General features: G+C 45.5%; 16 protein-coding genes. 9 read left to right on the plus strand and 7 right to left on the minus strand.

Annotated elements, in window-relative coordinates; all coding sequences use genetic code 11:
• Positions 1 to 166 precede the first annotated feature (166 nt).
• From QUF61_RS16910 to QUF61_RS16930, 5 genes are read right to left on the minus strand one after another with little or no spacing between them, the layout of a single operon-like run.
• A complete protein-coding gene (locus QUF61_RS16910) occupies positions 167 to 574 on the minus strand; it encodes a CBS domain-containing protein (protein ID WP_103919756.1) in 408 nt (135 codons plus the stop codon).
• Positions 571 to 921, minus strand: a complete 351-nt coding sequence (locus QUF61_RS16915; RefSeq protein WP_103919757.1) for a P-II family nitrogen regulator — start codon at positions 919 to 921, stop codon at positions 571 to 573. The genes QUF61_RS16910 and QUF61_RS16915 overlap by 4 nt, the downstream gene beginning before the upstream one ends.
• Positions 922 to 932: 11 nt before the next feature.
• Entirely contained in the window at positions 933 to 1718 is a 786-nt protein-coding gene (locus tag QUF61_RS16920; protein WP_103919758.1) for a DUF1538 domain-containing protein, read from the minus strand.
• Between the two features lie 16 nt (positions 1719 to 1734).
• On the minus strand, positions 1735 to 2088 hold the full coding sequence (locus QUF61_RS16925) for an Hpt domain-containing protein (protein WP_103919759.1): 354 nt from the start codon (positions 2086 to 2088) through the stop codon (positions 1735 to 1737).
• Between the two features lie 39 nt (positions 2089 to 2127).
• Positions 2128 to 2634: a hypothetical protein gene (locus tag QUF61_RS16930; protein ID WP_103919760.1), complete on the minus strand. Its 507-nt coding sequence runs from the start codon at positions 2632 to 2634 to the stop codon at positions 2128 to 2130.
• A gap of 118 nt (positions 2635 to 2752) precedes the next feature.
• Between QUF61_RS16930 and QUF61_RS16935 the strand changes: the two genes are divergently transcribed.
• The 4 genes from QUF61_RS16935 to ftsL all read left to right on the plus strand — a co-directional run bounded on the left by QUF61_RS16935 (position 2753) and on the right by ftsL (position 5051).
• A complete protein-coding gene (locus tag QUF61_RS16935; protein ID WP_289682774.1) occupies positions 2753 to 3526 on the plus strand; it encodes a methyltransferase domain-containing protein in 774 nt (257 codons plus the stop codon).
• Positions 3527 to 3709: 183 nt separating this feature from the next.
• Positions 3710 to 4144, plus strand: coding sequence for a ribonuclease HI (gene rnhA, locus QUF61_RS16940; RefSeq protein ID WP_103918349.1), 435 nt, complete (start codon positions 3710 to 3712; stop codon positions 4142 to 4144).
• 153 nt (positions 4145 to 4297) lie between these two features.
• The gene (dnaQ, locus tag QUF61_RS16945; RefSeq protein WP_103918327.1) at positions 4298 to 4819 is read left to right on the plus strand and encodes a DNA polymerase III subunit epsilon; all 522 of its coding nucleotides are present in this window, start codon (positions 4298 to 4300) and stop codon (positions 4817 to 4819) included.
• A complete protein-coding gene (gene ftsL, locus QUF61_RS16950; protein ID WP_103918323.1) occupies positions 4809 to 5051 on the plus strand; it encodes a cell division protein FtsL in 243 nt (80 codons plus the stop codon). Before dnaQ ends, ftsL begins: the two co-directional genes overlap by 11 nt.
• 361 nt (positions 5052 to 5412) lie before the next feature.
• Here ftsL and QUF61_RS16955 read toward each other — a convergent pair whose 3' ends face one another.
• Both QUF61_RS16955 and QUF61_RS16960 read right to left on the minus strand, forming a co-directional pair.
• Complete coding sequence (locus QUF61_RS16955) at positions 5413 to 5559, minus strand: hypothetical protein (protein WP_289682775.1); 147 nt, start codon at positions 5557 to 5559, stop codon at positions 5413 to 5415.
• Positions 5560 to 5595: 36 nt separating this feature from the next.
• Positions 5596 to 8847 carry an Eco57I restriction-modification methylase domain-containing protein gene (locus tag QUF61_RS16960; RefSeq protein ID WP_289682776.1) on the minus strand — a complete coding sequence of 1084 codons (3252 nt, stop codon included), beginning with the start codon at positions 8845 to 8847 and terminating at the stop codon, positions 5596 to 5598.
• Between the two features lie 293 nt (positions 8848 to 9140).
• On the opposite strand from QUF61_RS16960, the gene hisS reads away from it, so the two are divergent.
• The 5 genes from hisS (at position 9141) to QUF61_RS16985 (ending at position 17976) form a co-directional block, all read left to right on the plus strand.
• Complete coding sequence (gene hisS, locus QUF61_RS16965; protein ID WP_289682777.1) at positions 9141 to 10412, plus strand: histidine--tRNA ligase; 1272 nt, start codon at positions 9141 to 9143, stop codon at positions 10410 to 10412.
• 150 nt (positions 10413 to 10562) lie between these two features.
• Complete coding sequence (locus QUF61_RS16970) at positions 10563 to 11483, plus strand: glycosyltransferase (protein ID WP_289682778.1); 921 nt, start codon at positions 10563 to 10565, stop codon at positions 11481 to 11483.
• Positions 11484 to 11582: 99 nt separating this feature from the next.
• A complete protein-coding gene (glf, locus tag QUF61_RS16975; protein WP_103919938.1) occupies positions 11583 to 12707 on the plus strand; it encodes a UDP-galactopyranose mutase in 1125 nt (374 codons plus the stop codon).
• Between the two features lie 58 nt (positions 12708 to 12765).
• Positions 12766 to 15801 (plus strand): chemotaxis protein CheB, encoded by a 3036-nt coding sequence (locus QUF61_RS16980; protein WP_289682779.1) that lies wholly within the window; start codon positions 12766 to 12768, stop codon positions 15799 to 15801.
• A 48-nt stretch (positions 15802 to 15849) separates the two neighbouring features.
• Complete coding sequence (locus tag QUF61_RS16985; RefSeq protein WP_289682780.1) at positions 15850 to 17976, plus strand: PAS domain-containing hybrid sensor histidine kinase/response regulator; 2127 nt, start codon at positions 15850 to 15852, stop codon at positions 17974 to 17976.
• Positions 17977 to 18155 lie beyond the last annotated feature (179 nt).

Consider the following 18155-nt stretch of genomic DNA (forward strand, 5'->3'; position numbering starts at 1 on the left):
GGCGTTGCCCCTGGCTATATTAATGCGCCCCGTTGGGGCCAAACAACAGGGCTTGTCCGCCCTGTATCTCGGCTTTCAGCCACCAAACGCTCTAACCCACCCGTCTTTTAGCGGGTGGTTGTTTAGTTTAATCACAAGCTATAACAGTCAACTGATAATAAAATTCTTACATCATACCGCGTAACACCATATCGGTCAGGCTGACCAGACCAATAATCTCACCATATTCAACTACGGGGGCGCGCGAAATATCAAAATGATCGAACAAACGCGCACAATAACGAATATCCATATCCGGTGATACTGTCAGTGTGGGTTTGGTCATCACTTCATAGATATTGACGCGATCCGGTGCTTTATCTTTTGCCAGCACCAATCTTGCAATATCGGGAATTAATAAAATACCGTACTCATCTTCCGGGTTGCGCTTTTTGACGATCAAGGTTTTGGTTTCGGTATATTTCATGGTATGCAAGGCCTCATCAACCGTTGCCAGACCATCAATCATATCAAACTTGGTTTTCATAATGTCGCGTACACGCACCAGTCTTTTTTTATCCGTATGCTCGCTCATATCTGTTTCTCCACAACCTCTGTTAGCTCTTGCATTTGATGAGAAACACCAACCGCATCTTCCACGTCAATCTGAAAAGCAATACCAGTACCTTTTTGGTTATCAAATTCCCCTACATCTTTAATGGTTTCCAGTATCATCCGGGCTAAGTGCTCTTCAACTAATAATAAAGAAACATCACGCTGGGTTTCCACACTTAAACCAAAAAAGGTTTTATTGGGTTTTAAACCTTCTCCACGCGCATGATTGATTACCGTTGCACCCGTAGCACCAGCATTGCGCGCTGCTTCCAGTACCTTTTCGGTTTTATCTTCATCGGTAAAAGCAATAATTAATTTAAAATGCATAATCTGATTCCTTATGATTTATTCTGTCCGCAGCGCCCACGCCAGCGGGCTAATTGCGCATAACCCAATACTGTCATGATAGGAAATAAACTGGCAAAAGCAATTAAACCAAAGCCATCTAATAGTGGGCTGCGCCCTGGAATATTTTCAGCCAGCCCTAAACCCAGCGCGGCTACCAAAGGCACAGTGACGGTTGAAGTGGTCACGCCGCCAGAATCGTAGGCCAAGGGAATAATATTGCGCGGGGCATACAGGGTTTGAATAATAACAAAAACATAACCGCTGATAATATAATAATGCAAGGGCGTACCGGTCACGATACGGTAGGTTCCCAGTGCGATGCCCAGAGCCACGCCAATGGCGACAGCAATACGCAGTCCCCATACCGTGATCGTACCGCCAGAGACTTCACTGGCTTTGATTGCAACGGCTAATAGCGAAGGTTCGGCAATGGTGGTGGCAAAGCCGATGGCTGCGGCAAATAAATACACCCAGAGATAATCCTGCCAGGGGGAAGCGGCAAGTTCGACTTGTACATTTGGGTGAATAAATTCAGGTGAGGTTAACTGTTGCGCCATAATATCGCCCAGCGGAAATAAAGCACGCTCTAAACCCATCAGAAAAAATGTCATACCCAATATCACATAAACCAGGCCAATTAATAAATCCTGAAAATTCGGCATGGGGCGGCGGATTACCAGAAATTGAAAACCAAAAATGATTGCAATAATTGGGAAAACATCACCCAGGGTATTCCATAAGGTGAGCAAAAAGTGTTCAATATATCCCAGATCCATAGGAATAATTCCTGACTTATTTTAAGGTTTCTAAAAAAACCGAGGTCTCATTATAAATATTTTCAAGTTGCGCTAAAGTTGTGCTGAGTTCTGTGGCTACTCCTTCATTTCCATGCGTTTCCAAGGTTTTAGCCAGATTACCGACCCCAACTGCACCAACATTATAACTGATGCCTTTTAAGCTGTGCGCCGCAGTAACCAGGCTTTGCATATCCTGCGTAGCAATTGCCGATGTGATAGCGGCGATTAATTCTGGGCATTGTTGCTGGTAAATCTCAATAATTTCAATCAGCAATTCAGGCTCGCCAGCAGTAATTTCCTGAAGCTCTGAGAGCATATTATTATCAATTAAATTGGGATCGATTGTCATATGTTTAATATCTCTGGTGATTATATTTTGGGTGATTCTTTATTCAGACAGGATAATGAAATGATAAATACTACCATCTTCAGTAATAGTCTCACTTTGTGCCAAATCCACGGCATTAAGCGTTTGAATCAATGCCGCGCAGCCTAATTCCAATAAATTATTTTGCAGGCATTCCAGTAAACGGTGTTTAAAAGTATCAAGACTGCTGCGCCCTCCCGTATTTTGCCAGACTTGCCAGACATGATTAATAAATACCTGACGCGCACCAAAATGTCCTCCCGGCCCCACTAGGCTTGCCGCATGTTGTACTTGTTTGATAAAAACCTGCGGTGTCCAGTCGCCCATCAACCAGGCGATGCTTTCTTCGCTTTGCAGTGCAGAGACGGGGGCGCGACCAATTTGAATATACCAGTCAAATGTTTGGGAAATTTGCTCAAGCAGCAGCTTGGCACTTTGCTCATCAATTTTGACTTGTACCGGCTTACCCTCAATATCCAACATTTCGGTAAACAGTACTTGTTGGTTTTCTGGCGTGTTTGTTTCCATAGTTTGTCGAGATATTTTAATGGTCAGAAGGAATTTGGTATACACTCTAACATTTTGTTACAGATCGACTCAAATGAGTCTGATAGATTGCTTGTTGTCTCATAACGGCATTATGAACATGGATAATTTGTGCAATTGGTCATTACACACCGCTTCAGGAAAAATGCTGGTAGAAGAAGAAATTCGTCTGCTGGCAATATTTTACCCGCAGCTTTTTGGTTATCATATCCTGCAAGTCGGTAGTTTCGGGGCGGGAAAACTCCTACAGGGCAGCCGTATTGCTAACCAACACCTGTTAGCGGAATCTGCCGAAATGCCAACATTAAACCCTTTATTAAATATCAGGGAAAACCCGAATCTTCATGAAGATCGAATTTTTACGATTAATCAGGTCATTGCGCCAGCAGAAGTGCTCCCCTTTAAAACAGACAGCATTGACGTTGTGGTTTTACCCCATGTTTTAGAGTTTTCCTTACAACCGCATGAGATTTTACGGGAAGTTGAACGGATTTTAATTGCAGAAGGTCATTTAATTCTGACGGGGTTTAACCCTTTCAGTCTGATGAGTATTTTGCGTTTATTTCATAACAAAACTGCACCACCACCCTGGAATGGGCATTTTTACAGTACCTTAAGGGTGAAAGACTGGCTTTCATTATTGGGTTTTGAACTCATCAGCCAGCAAAATGCCTTATATATGCTGCCTTATACCGGTTCAAACTCTTTTATTTTGCCTCAATACCTGCAATGTTTCAGCAGTATTTACACGATTCTGGCGAAAAAACGCTGTATCATACCCCCCCCAATGAACAAAAGCTGGATTCCCTTGCCGCATTTAAAACCGGACGGTGAGGATGTCGCCCCAGAGCCAACAACATACGTTAAGGAGTGAGGATGAAATAAGTGCAGGAACTGGGTGCAGGATTTTTATTCATTTTCAATGCGTGAAAACAGGCGCATAGCAAGCTATGTAACTGCCTAAGTCCAAACAGGCATAACGCAGAAAATGGAGAAAAAGGCCAGCCTGGTTTTGGGAATTATAAAATCCTCATTCCTAAATATAAGGAATAACACAATGCAGGAAGTTGAAGCCTTTACCGATGGCGCTTGCCGGGGAAACCCCGGGCCTGGCGGCTGGGGCGCTTTATTACGTTATGGACAACATGAAAAAAAAATTTATGGTGGCGAGCGTGACACCACCAATAATCGCATGGAATTGATGGCAGCAATTCAGGCACTGGAATTGCTCAAGCGCCCCTGCATGGTGCGTTTAACCACGGATTCCCAATATGTGCGCCAAGGCATTACGCAATGGATTCATAACTGGCGTAAACGCGGCTGGAAAACAACGAATAAACAAGCCGTAAAAAATGCCGACCTCTGGAAACGTCTGGATGCCGCCGCACAAAAACATCAAGTGGAATGGTTATGGGTCAAAGGACACAGCGGACATACTGAAAATGAAATTGCCGATACGCTGGCAGGTCGGGGGATTGATGAGTTAGCCTAAATCTCATGCTAACTTATGGATAGTACGCGGCAGATTCAGGTGATTTAATCTTAAAATTCTTAACATTCTTAACATTCTTAAAATTTTTATATCGAACCTAGCCCGGATATTTATAAAATATCCGGGTTAGGTTGAATTAGGTAACAATAAGTCATGAGACAAGTTATTTTAGATACTGAAACCACCGGCTTGGCCCCTTCAGAAGGGCATCGGCTAATTGAAATTGCCGCCATTGAGTTGATTGACAGGGAAACCACTGGCATCCAGTTTCATCACTATTTACAACCGCACCACCCGGTAGATGAAAAAGCGCTGGCGATTCATGGTCTCAGCGATGAATTTCTTACCGATAAACCAGATTTTTCCAGCATTGCTGCTGAATTTATGGCATTTATCAAAGGCACACAATTGATTATCCATAATGCGGCTTTTGATCTAAGCTTTCTGGATCAAGAACTGGGTCAGTTGGAGCAACCTCTGGGTCGTATTGAGCGCTATTGCGATATTATTGACACCCTGGCACTGGCGCGTAGCCTCTACCCCGGCAAGGATAATAGTTTAGAAAGCTTATGCAAACGCTATCATATTGATACCACTTGTCGCAGTGCTCACGGTGCTTTAATTGACGCACAACTGCTGACAGAAGTTTATCTGGCAATGACCGATGCGGTATAACATTGTCTTGTTTTTATTGGCAGGTGGCGCTTTAGTCAGTGCGATAAGCTTAATTCAGCTTCGCTATGACAATCACCGCCTGTTCCAACAATTACAACAACAGGAAAAAACCCATGCTCAACTTGAAGTGGAGTGGGGGCAGTTACAGCTAGAACAAAGTGTCTGGGCGCGTCCGGCGCGGATTGAAAAAATTGCTAAAGAGCAACTCCAGATGTTTATACCAGCGCCTTGAATGCTTGTACAACGTAGGGTGGAATAGTGAAGCGTATTCCACTGAAAGAAACCTGCATCGGTGTGTGGGAATTAATTTAAGGAGTGAGGATGAAATAAATGCAGAAACTGGGTGCAGGATTTTTATTCATTTTCAAGGCGTGAAAACAGGCGCATAGCAAGCTATGTAACTGTTTTCACAACGCAGAAAATGGAGAAAAAGACCAGCCAAGTTGCTGAAGTTATAAAATTCTCGCTCCTAAGTATGTTGGGAAGATTAAAATTTGACAAAAATTTTTTCATAGCTATACTCCTGGATCAGAGTTCACTGCCCAACGGCTTTGAATCTATCGAGGTTTCGACCGCTGAACCCGCGTAGCGAATCAGCGGTTTTTTCGTTTTAAATCTCTTTCTATCAAATAATCCTCCTTTGACCAAATGGGTGCTTTTCTAATTTTATCCATACTATTATCTGCCTGATAACAGGTAATAAAATTTGCTTTTAACGCCCCATTTGTATTTAATCCCATGTCATTTATCCACCTGCGGGGTGCGCCTATTCCACCCTACGGATTTTCTATCAATTTGATTTCTTCGGCGGTGAGGTCAAATAAAACGTACACTTCGCTGTTGAGTGCAGCTTCCTGTTGTTGGAGTTGTGCTGATAGTGTTTCAATCGTAGCGCGTTCCTGTGTCAGCCAGTGTTCCCAGTCGTTGCGATCTTGCAGGGGGATGTCTTGTTTGAAGGCTTTTTTGATTTCTTTGCGAAAGGCGGGAAAATCGAGCTGCCACCAGTTTTTGAGTTTGGTATTCAGCTTGGCTTCGCGTTCTGCCGGACATAAATCAGGAATGCGGCGGCGCACAGCTTGCTGTTTTTGATAACGATTTTCGGCAATTTTCTGGCAGTTTTCGGCGATTTGGGCAATGCTTTGTTTTTGGGCTTCAGTGGCTGATGGGATGGGGGTTACTTCAACATATTGTCGAATAAGGCGAATAAAACCACCTCTAATTGTTGTACTTACCCCTGTCCAATAAAACCAAAATACATTAGAATTTAACAAACCACATAAAAACCAATCAGAAGAAGGAATTAGGTACGCTGTATTTGCAAGATAGCTATTGCTTTTATCCACTGAAAAGCAAGATTTATTTGTAATATCTACATAGGTAATTTTCTCTTTCTCAAACGCCTCATAATAAGCACATGCCCTCAACTCCCACCAAAATTGACCTTTATCACTACGTTTTTTTGCTTTTTCTGCAAAAGGGGCTAAATAATTGGCAACCGCCTGATAATTTGTAGAAAACCACTCCCATGCTGATTTTTCATCTTCAATGGCTGCTTTCTCGAATGTCCAACCCTTAGGGATTAAAATTAAAAACAAATCTCTGCTTTCGGTTCGCCATTTGTGAATGTCTTTCCCTTCCAAAAACGGTTTAATCAATTCTGCTGATTTTGCATCTGCTTGTATCAAGCTATTTCGTGTTGGCGTATCAATTACAAAAGCTGCATTTAAGCCTGTTAAAATACCACGATAAGGCGAACCATACACTTCTTTTAAGGTCGGTTTATCCTGGGTGATTTTTTGCCGTAATGCCAAAAGCGTATCATTTTCCAGCCGCCATGCGCTGCTTTCCAGATTATGCTGAGACATTGGCAAGGCCGATTCGGCAAAACATTTATCCAAATCTTCGGGCAGTTGTTTTAATACCAGCATTTGCAGGCGGTGTTGTGCCTCGGCTACCTGTTTACGCATGGTTAATATCGCGGGGTAGGTGGTGACTCCTGCAAAAACCTGTAAATCACCAAAGTCCACCACCGTTTCAAGCGTGGCATTATCCATCAGGTATTGGCGCAGGTTTTTGCCGCTGCCGGTTTTGAAAAAGGTGCTGGAGGAAATATAACCCATGCGTCCACCGGGTTTGAGCAGTTTTAGGCCAAGTTCAAAAAAGTAGGCATACAAATCAACCACACCGGTATAGACCTGATAGTTTTTTTCTAAACAGGGTTTAATGGGGCTGATGAGTTCTTGCCGTACATAAGGTGGATTGCCCAGAATAACATCAAAGCCACCGCTCTGACGGTCGCTGAACCAGCCTGCTACCGTGTCGATAACATCATCAAACCAGCCTTCCTGGGCGGCTTCGGTGAAAATATGGGGGAAGTTTTCTGCCCAGTTGAAGGCTTGCTCGCTATATTTGGCATCGTCTATCAGACTGTTACCAACTTTGATATTGGCATCGAGACTATTGAGTACTTTGCCGCGTTGCGCAGTTTTAAGCCACAGGGAAAGTTTAGTGATTTCAACCGATTCACTGTTGAGGTCTACACCATAGAGGTTTTGATTAAGGATTTCCTTATCGAGATCAAATACATCATAGCCCCCCGTGAGTTCTGCCAATACTTCGTTGGTACGTTGGTATTCTGCATACAGAAAATCAAAGGCGGCAACCAGAAATGCACCGGAGCCACAGGCCGGATCGAGTACGCGGGTGGTGCGTAAAATATATTGATAATTGCGCCAGAACTCGATTTCAGAGGCTTTTTTCTTCCAGCTTCCGGTTTTGTGGCGTTGTGCTGCACCATTTTGCCATAAGGTTTCAAAGGCAGTTTGCAGGTGTTTGCCGAGGGTGTGTTCAACAATAAAGCGGGTGATGTGGTCGGGGGTGTAAACTACGCCATGTTTTTTGCGTTTGCCGTGTTTTTCCAGTTGCACAGGGGTATCGTTTTGTTCAGCCTGCGCTTGCATTTGCAGGTTTTCAATATCACTGATGGATTGTTCAAAAATATGCCCAAGCACAGTAACGCTGATTTCACTGGCAAAATCGTATTCACCGAGGTCTTTGAAGGCTTGACACAGCGCATCACTGACACTCAGGGTTTCTAGCGGTTCATCGCTGGCAAATAAGCCGCCGTTGTAGGCGGGGATTTTAAGGCTGGCATTGCCTTGATCAATAGCGCGGAATAAGCCGTTGAAATTTTCCCAGATCGGGCGGGGATTGTAGGGATCGGTGTGCTGGTAGGCGTGGGCGAGGGTTTTATCGGGTAACAAGCCACGATCTTCGGCAAAGGCGATAAAGAGAATGCGGTCAAGTATTTTTTGGGTATGGCGAATGATGTCAAGTGCTGGCGTACCGGGATTGTCGGTAATCAATGTGTTAAACAGGGTTTCGCGCAGGGCTTTATAGTTGCAGTAGAGTTTGTCGGTGATTTCTTTGTCGAGTGCTTCACTTTGCTGGAGGATAGCGGCAGTTTCACCAGTAAGTAGTTGTTTACTGCTGAGTAGCCATTGCAGGCGCGCATATTCACCAGGTTCGGTCAGTTTGGACAAGTCCCAGCTTTCATAGTTTTGCCGTCCATAGCCGATTGCATAGAGGCGAATTTCAAGGTAATTGCTCACCAGCACCCAGGATGCGCCGGGGGCATCCATTGCATATTCCCAGGCTTGTTGTACCGGACTTTTGTGTCGTCCGGGCATAATGGCATCAAGGTCTTTGGTTTTTGCGCCTTTGAGTTCAAACGGGGCGATAATTTGGCTGTGTTCTGCGGTGAATGTACCGAGCGCAACATCAACGCTGCCTGTGCTGATTTTTTGTTCTTGTGACAAGTTCCAGCTTTCGCCGTTAAAACCCGTGTAGCCAAGCACTTCAATCAGGATTTTCTGGATAAAGTGGCTGTGAAGTGCGGTTTCTTTTTGACTAAAAAGTGTACGCTTATGGATGCTTTGTTGCCATGCACTGAGAATTTCAAGGTGTGTTTGGGGGATAGCTTTAATCTGTAATGTATTTTTTTGCAGGCGGGGATTAATTAGAGGCATTGTATTGTCCATAAAAATATTTGAGGTTCACGAATGTTACTGATGCCAGTATAGGTTTGCAAGCGCAAGCGAATGCTTTTACCTGGGAGCTTGTCAAATGAATAATCCTGCCTGTTTCGGGAATTATAAAATCCTCACTCCTAAGCCAATCAATTTCTGAAACACATTTAAGAGCGCGTTATAATTAGCCCGGTATTTTCTATCTTAGCCCCTGACAATCACCTTAAACGGGGCAGATTTATAAACTTCAGGGAAATCTTTGGAGTCATGGAAAGAAGGAGCAACACCAGCACATGGCAAAATCTATTCAGGCCATCCGTGGGATGAACGATATCCTGCCCGCACAAATCGCTTACTGGCAACATATTGAACAGCAGATGAAAACCCTGTTGGATAGCTACGGTTATCAGGAAATTCGGATGCCGGTTCTGGAAAAAACCGAATTGTTTAAGCGCTCTATTGGTGAAGTCACCGATATTGTTGAAAAGGAAATGTATACCTTTGCTGACCGCAATAATGAATCCCTGACTTTGCGCCCGGAAGGTACCGCAGGTTGTGTGCGTGCCGGGGTACAACGCGGCCTGTTAAACCAGGTGCAAAAACTCTGGTATCAAGGCCCGATGTTCCGTTATGAGCGTCCGCAAAAAGGCCGTTATCGCCAGTTTTACCAGATAGGCGTGGAAGTCTATGGCATTGCCAGTCCTGATATAGACGCAGAACTGATTTTACTCACGGCGCGTTTCTGGAAAAAGCTGGGTTTGCAGCATTTAAGCCTGCAATTAAATTCACTGGGCAACACTGCCTGCCGCGCTGTTTACCGGGAAACGCTGGTGGCTTATTTCACGCAGCATCAGGCGCAACTCGATGAAGACAGTCAACGCCGTTTGCACAGTAACCCCTTGCGCATACTCGATAGTAAAAACCCGGATATGCAGGTGCTGATTGAGGCTGCACCGCGTCTGCTTGATGTGTTAGACGAAGAATCACGCAACCATTTTGAGCAACTTTGCCAGTTACTGGATCGCGTGGGTTTAAGTTATGAAATCAATCCCAGACTGGTGCGGGGATTGGATTATTACAATCATACTGTGTTTGAATGGGTGACTGATCAACTGGGCGCGCAGGGCACGGTTTGTGCCGGTGGGCGTTATGATTCGCTGGTTGCGGAAATCGGTGGCAAGGCAACGCCTGCTGTGGGTTTTGCCATGGGTATAGAACGCCTGGTTAGTTTGCTGGAAGCGCAGGAAAATCCAGGTTTGCCTGACAATAGCCCCCATGCTTATCTGGTTATGGTTGGCGAAAATACCTTGTCTGCCGGGGTTAAGTTTGCAGAACAACTGCGTGATGCCCTGCCGGATTTTCGTTTACAAATGCACTGCGGTGGTGGCAGTTTCAAAAGCCAATTTAAAAAAGCCGATAAAAGCGGTGCTCGCTTTGCTTTTGTTTTAGGGGAAGATGAAATTGCGCAACAACAAGTGACGGTAAAATATCTGCGTGAAAACCAGCCCCAAAATACGGTTAAACAAACAGATACGGCATATCTTCAATCATTAATGAGTGTTTAAGAGGTTGTTGCTAAACCTGACAAGCTTTAACACATGCTGTCAGGTTTGTTTTCACTTATTTTTATGACTTCAATCAACATAATATATTCCTTGTGGCGATATATGTAATTATACTATTAATTTTTGTAAGTCCTTGGAAAATTAAATAATATGCCGCTTTCTTGCTGTTTTATCGTTCTCAATTGGAATGGCTGGAACCATACCCGTCTTTGCCTGGAAAGCCTGCTGCCGTTGCTGGACAATTCCAGGCATCATTTGATTGTCTGTGACAATGCTTCCAGTGATGATTCTTATGGGCAAATTCAACAATGGCTCAGTCTGCAAAACTCACAGGTACAAAGCCAGTGTGTGTTGTTAGCTACGGGGGCGAATCTGGGTTTTGCCGGGGGCATGAATGTGGGTCTGGTTTATGCCTTGAAACACTGGAAAATGGATTATTTCTGGTTATTGAATAATGATGTGCAGGTACATCCTCAGGCATTGCAGCAGTTACTAGATTGCGCTCAGGAAAAACCCGAAGTGGGCTTATGGGGTTGCAGCGTACTGGAAGCTGAAAACCGGGAAATGCTGCAATGCGCGGGGGGCTGTCGTTATTATTCCTGGCTGACGGTATTTCGCGCCAATCAAGTCGGGATAAAGCTGCAACAGGCAATGCAGGCAAAGCCGCAAAAACTTGATTATGTGTATGGTGCAGCCATGTTCTTTTGCGCTGAAGCCGTTAAAAAAACTGGCCTGTTGAATGAAGAATATTTCCTGTTTTATGAAGAACTGGATTATAGTCGTCGCCTGCAACAAAACGGCTATCAACTGGGCTGGTGTAAAAATGCCGAAGTCTATCATCAGGGCAGTGCCAGTATCGGTCGCCCGGATAGTGCCAGCCGCGCCCGTATTCAAACCGCTAATTATTATGAAAACCTCAGCACCTTAAAATATTCCCGCAACTTCCACCCTTACCAGTTTCCTATTATTTTTTTTAACCGTTTTATACTAAAAGCGCTGGTGCTGGCGTTTTCGGGGCGCTGGTTCTTGTTCTCACCTTTGTTGCGGGCTTATCGTGATTTTTTAAAATAGCCCCTTCCCCGGCATTTTTGCTAATTTTGAAACCCTTAAAGTATAACGCTACAATAGCCTATTTTCCGTTCTAATTTCATTAATAAAGGAAAGCGCATAATGAAGACAGATTGGCTGATTGTAGGTGCCGGGTTTACCGGCTGCGTCCTGGCAGAAAGAATTGCCACACAATTGGGGGAAACCGTTTTGCTGGTTGATCAGCGTGATCATATTGCCGGTAATGCCTATGATTGTTATGACGAGCATGGCATTTTGATGCATCGTTATGGCCCGCATATTTTTCATACCAATGCCCAGCACATCTGGGATTACCTGGGACAATTTACCCACTGGCGCAGTTATTATCATCAGGTATTAGGCGTGATAGATGGTCAGCAGGTGCCGATTCCGTTTAATTTTAATTCCTTGTATGCCTTATTTCCCCAGCAGTTTGCGGCAAAACTGGAAAAGCAGTTATTAGAGCTGTATGAATTTAATACAAAAGTGCCGATTCTGAAATTACGGGAAAGCGCCAGTGGCGATCTGAAATTTCTGGCTGATTATATTTATGAAAATATTTTTAAAAATTATACCCAAAAGCAGTGGGACTTAAACCCTGAAGACCTGGGCAGCGCCGTTACCGGGCGGGTGCCGATTTATCTGAGCCGGGATAACCGTTATTTTCAGGATCGTTATCAGGGGATGCCGAATTTAGGCTACACTGAAATGTTCAGGAAAATGCTGGATCACGCTAATATTCGGGTGCTGCTGAATACGCCTTATCAAGACATTGCCTCAGAAGTGCAATATCGGCGTATGATATTTACCGGGCCTATTGATGAATATTTTGAGCACATGCATGGCGAGTTGCCTTATCGCAGCGTACATTTTGGCTCGGGTTATGACGAAAAAGAACAGCTCCAGACGGTTGGCACGGTGAATTATCCCAATGAATACCGCTATACCCGCATCACTGAGTTTAAGCACCTAACCGGGCAGCAGCATCATGGCAGCAGTTGGATGGCAGAATATCCACAACCCCATGTGCGCGGGGAAAACGATCCTTATTATCCCATTCCTCAGCAGGAAAACCGTGATTTGTATCAGAAATATCAGGTGGAAGCTGAAAAACTGAAAGGTCAGGTCTTGTTTGCCGGACGCTTGGGGGATTATCAATATTACAATATGGATCAGGCCGTGGCGCGGGCGATGAGTTTGTTTGATAAGCAAATTAAAAATATTTAGAAAATACCCATATCTTCGCCATTGTATGCACTATTGCCATTAGTTAAAGGGAAACGCTATGAGCAGAAGAAAAAAACGTTTAGCAAAGGCTACTGCTACGTCAGGAGCAAAGCCAAAAAAGATACTGAAAACTGTTAATAATGTTGCACACACTTTTCCTATCGTAGGTATCGGTGCTTCAGCCGGAGGATTGGCTGCATTTGAGGCGTTTTTTTCCGCTATGCCCGCTGATTCCGATCCGGGTATGGCGTTTGTATTAGTGCAGCATCTAGCCCCGGATCACAAGAGCATTCTTAGTGAATTGGTGCGGCGCTATACCCGGATGAAAGTTTTTGAAGTAGAAGACGGGGTGGTGGTTCAAGCCAACTGTGCTTACATTATCCCTCCCAACCGCGACATGGCTTTTCTTAATGGCTGCCTCCAGTTGTTAGAGCCAGTTGCGCCTCGCGGTCAGCGTTTACCCATTGATTTTTTCTTCCGTTCACTGGCCCAGGGCCAACGCGAACGCGCCATTGGTGTGGTGTTATCAGGTACCGGCAGTGACGGTGTGCTGGGTGTGCGGGCAATCAAGGGCGAAGGCGGTATGGTCATGGCTCAGACTCCTGATTCCACTGAGTATGATGGTATGCCGAGCAGTGCCATTGCCACCGGTTTGGTAGATTATGAACTGGCACCGGCTGACATGCCTGCCCAGCTCATTGCGTATACCAGCCACGCTTTTGGCACACTTCCCCGCCAAGTCTCCGTGTCTAACAAGATGGAAAATGCGTTGAAGAAGCTCTTCATTCTACTACGCGCTCAGACCAGCCACGATTTTTCCCTGTATAAGCTGAGTACCATCCGGCGGCGGGTAGAACGGCGTATGGCTGTCCACCAGATCGATTCGATAGAAATGTATGTCAAGTATATGCAACAAAGCGTAACCGAGGTGGATACGCTTTTTCACGACTTATTGATCGGTGTGACCCACTTTTTTCGCGATCCAGAGGCCTTTGAATATATTGAAAAGCAGGTGATGCCCCAACTCTTCGCCGACAGAGCCAGCGACAGCCTGATTCGAATTTGGGTGCCAGGTTGTGCCAGCGGCGAGGAAGCCTACTCCCTGGCGATCCTGCTGGCTGAATATCAGGAAACGCGGAGGATATGCTTCAAAATACAGATTTTTGCCACCGACATCGACAGTCAAGCCATCAGCACGGCTCGGGCCGGACTCTATCCTGCCAGTATCAGCGCCGACATATCAGAAGAACGGTTGGCGCGCTTTTTCACCAGTGAATCCGATGATGCCGATGGAAATCCGAGCGCCTACCGTATCCACAAAACAATCCGCGACATGTTGGTATTTTCCGAGCAGGATGTCATCAAAGATCCTCCATTTTCCAGGCTCGACCTGATTAGCTGTCGCAATCTATTGATTTATATGAGTAATAAGTTACAGAGAAAACTTATTCCACTGTTCCATTACGCATTGAATCCAGGGGCATTTCTATTCCTCGGCACGTCTGAGACGGTAGGACATTTTAGTGAATTTTTCAGTGTGGTGGAGCGTAAGCTTAAGCTATACCGACGCAAGGAAGTGCTTTCCAGCAGGCAAGGTACTGCCCTGAGCCTGTTTTTGCCGCCCATAACGACGAGTGCCCCGACGCTTCCCTTGAGTACCGAAAATTTGGGCGAGACAGAGAAACTGCCGTTGCGTGAATTAACCGAACAGACGCTTTTACAGCAGGCGGCTTCGGTTGCCATATTGGTCAATGCTAAGGGGGATATTCTCTATATTCACGGGCGTTGCGGCATGTATCTGGAGCCGCCCCCTGGTGAGGCAAATGGCAATAATATTCTCAAAATGGCCCGCGAAGGATTGCTGCGCGACCTTACCACGGCGCTGCACAAAACAATACTCAGTGGGGAGAGCGTGCATCGCCCCAGCCTGCGCGTCAAAACTAACGGTCACCTGAGTACCATCGATTTGACAACCTGCGTGGTAAGCGCAAACCCTGGCATGATGCCTGAAACACCGCTTTATCTGGTCATTCTGGCAACGCAGCCCGACATTCACCCAGTACGCCGCCACCCGGCTCCCGAACCTGCCGGTGATGCCGCAGAGGGTGGCGCACCAAGTGACAGCGCGGTGCGTATTGCGACACTTGAGCAGGAGTTGCAGGCACGAGATGAGTACCTGCAAACGACTACCGAGGAGTTAGAAACCTCCAATGAAGAACTCAAGTCCTCCAATGAGGAAATGCAATCCATCAATGAAGAGTTACAGTCTACCAACGAAGAGCTGGAAACCTCCAAGGAAGAGTTGCAATCAGTCAATGAGGAACTGGCTACGGTTAATACAGAGTTGGAATCCAAAGTAGTTGATCTTTCACAGGCCAACAACGATATGAATAATTTACTGGCCGGCACCTGTATCGGTACCATTTTTGTTGATACCCGACTACGCATTTTGCGTTTCACGCCCACTGCCACTCAGATTATCAACCTTATCCCAAGTGATATTGGTCGCCCCATGGGCCATATAACCTCCAGTCTTATGAACTACACCAGCTTGGTAACGGATGCGCAGATGGTGCTGGACAGCCTGGTTTTCCAAACCCAGGAAGTGCAAACAAATGAGGGCAAATGGTTCACCATGAGCATCCAGCCCTACCGCACACTAGATAATGTGATTGAGGGCGTGGTACTGACCTTTGTCGATATCACCCAGGCCAAACAGGCGAAAGATATATTGCATTTGAATGAAGAGCGCATGCGGGTGGCGCTGAAGGCATCGCCTGTGGCTATTTTCAATCAGGATACCGAATTACGCTACACCTGGAGCTATAACGCCTACTCTGGATTTATTGATGAGCAGATTCTCGGTAAAACTGATGCGGAACTGCTAACAGAAGAAGAGGCCACCAAACTGACAGCTATCAAACGAGAAGTGCTTGTGAGTGGGAAGGGACAGCGCCATATTGTCCAGGTTACTATAAAGGCCAAGACATATATTTATGATCTGACCGTGGAACCGCTGCGTGATGATACGGAAAAGATCATTGGAATCACCTGTGCTTCGATAGATGTCAGTGAGCAACAGGTAAAAAAGTGAGCAAATAACTATTTTCAAAAATTTCTGCCAGAACATTGGGGACACTTCATGAAAAGTAGGGAAAAACCACTTACCCAAGCCAGCACGCCAACTGAGCAAAAGCAACTACGACAGCGGGCTGAAGCGATTGTTCAGGATAAGTTTGCTCATCAAGAAAATAACAGCGTCGTTCTATCACCCCAGGAAATTCAGCAGACATTACACGAACTACAAGTGCATCAGATTGAACTGGAGATGCAAAATGAAGAACTGCGGCGTGCCCAGCTTGAATTAGACATATCACGGGCACGCTATTACCATCTCTACGAATTCGCTCCAGTGGGTTATTGCAGCCTTAGTGAAGCCGGGTTGATCCTGGAATCCAATCTCACCGCCGCTACGCTGCTAGGGGTGTCACGGAGTGCATTGCTTAACCAGCCCCTCAGCCGCTTCATTTTCAAAGAAGATCAAGATATCTACTACCATCATCGTAAACTGCTGATAAACAGCGGTGAACCACAAGTATGTGAATTACGTATGCTGGTATCCGGTGGTACGACAATCTGGGTATTGTTGAAAACTGCTGCCACGCGGGACAGCGATGATGCCCCCCTTGCTCACCGGATTGTGATAAACGACATCAGCGCGCGTAAGCAGGCCGAGGAAGCCTTATACTTAGCTCATCATGAATTAGAATTGCGCGTAGCCAAGCGTACCGCGCAACTCGCCTCTAGCAATCAGGAACTGGAACAAGCAAAAGAAGCAGCGGAAGCGAGCAACCTCGCAAAAAGCACGTTCCTGGCTAATATGTCGCACGAACTACGAACCCCGCTTAATGCGATTCTCGGTTTTTCCCAACTGATGGCTGAAGCTAGCACGACAACCCTGGAACAACAGGAAAACCTCAACATTATCAACCGTGCAGGTGAGCATTTATTGACAATGATCAACAATGTTCTGGAACTGTCTAAAATCGAAGCCGGTAAAATTCAACTGCATCTGGATTATATTGATGTGATGCAGTTACTCCGCGATATCAATGAAATGTTTCGTCTGCGTGCGCAAACCAAGGGACTCACTTTAAGCCTGGAACTGGATGATAATATCCCCCCTTATATCAAAACTGATGCTGGCAAACTGCGTCAAATTCTCGCCAATCTATTGGACAATGCTATCAAGTTCACTACAACGGGAGGGATCTATTTACGCGCACATCGTTTGCCGTCTTCTCCTGAAGCAGCAGAAGTGCTTTTACAGATAGAAGTGGAGGACACGGGTAGCGGTATTCCGCAAGCGCACCTGGAGGATATCTTCCAACCCTTTGTCCAAAGCATTTCAAATATATCCGAACAAAAAGGCACAGGTCTGGGCTTGGCGATTTCCCACGAATTTGCAGAACTTCTGGGCGGAGGAATCGAGGTGAAAAGTGTCTTGGACAAAGGCGTGTGTTTCACTGTCCAGATTGTGGGAGAAATTCCCTATAAGCAACCAGAAAGTCCTGAAAAAGCTGACGAATTCCGGCAAGTATGTGGTCTTCAGGCTGAACAGCCGTCATGGCGGGTTCTGGTGGTCGATGATGACTCAGACAACTGTGCCCTGCTCAAGAAGATGTTAGCTCGCGTGGGTTTTGAGGTGAAGGTTGCGATTGATGGTGCTCAGGCGGTGGAGATGTTTCAAAGCTGGCAACCGCATTTTATCTGGTTGGACATCCAGATGCCCGTGATGGATGGCTTGACCGCCGTAGCAAAAATTCGCGCCCAGCCTGATGGTAACAAGGTTAAAGTTATTGGGGTGAGCGCCCATGTGTTTCATGAGGAGCGTGCCAGAGTGCTTGAGGCGGGCTGCGATGACGTATTAAATAAGCCATTTCATATATCAGAAGTGTTTAAGCTCATGGCGAAGCACTTAGGGGTGAGTTATATCTATACTCATGAAACTAAAAGCCTCTCCAGCGCACCTATGTCGGTGCTATGCATTGATGATTTGCAAAAATTGCCACAAAATTTAGTGAATTCCTTACTGCGCTCCACACTACTTCTGGATGAGCAAGAAGTTAAAAATATCATCAGACAGATTCAAGTAGAAAACCCAAAAATTGCGAATCGCATTGATGTACTTGTAAAAAAATTTAACTATGACTTTATTTCCGGGTTGTGTGAGCAGGTATTGCGCTTAAAGAGTATAAAGGAAAACTAAGGCTAAAGTCGGGTAAACTCCCAATACAATTCCTGCCCGAAATCCGCATCATCTTTATTTTCCATGCACAAGGTTAAAACCTTCGCCTTTCAGGCGAACAGATTTATCTCTAATGTTTAACGGTAAAACTTAAAATATGGGTTTTAGCGCTAACACCCCAAAGGGGTATTTTAATATAG

Origin of the sequence: Candidatus Venteria ishoeyi (assembly GCF_030378065.1) — a bacterium.
GTDB lineage: Bacteria > Pseudomonadota > Gammaproteobacteria > Beggiatoales > Beggiatoaceae > Venteria > Venteria ishoeyi.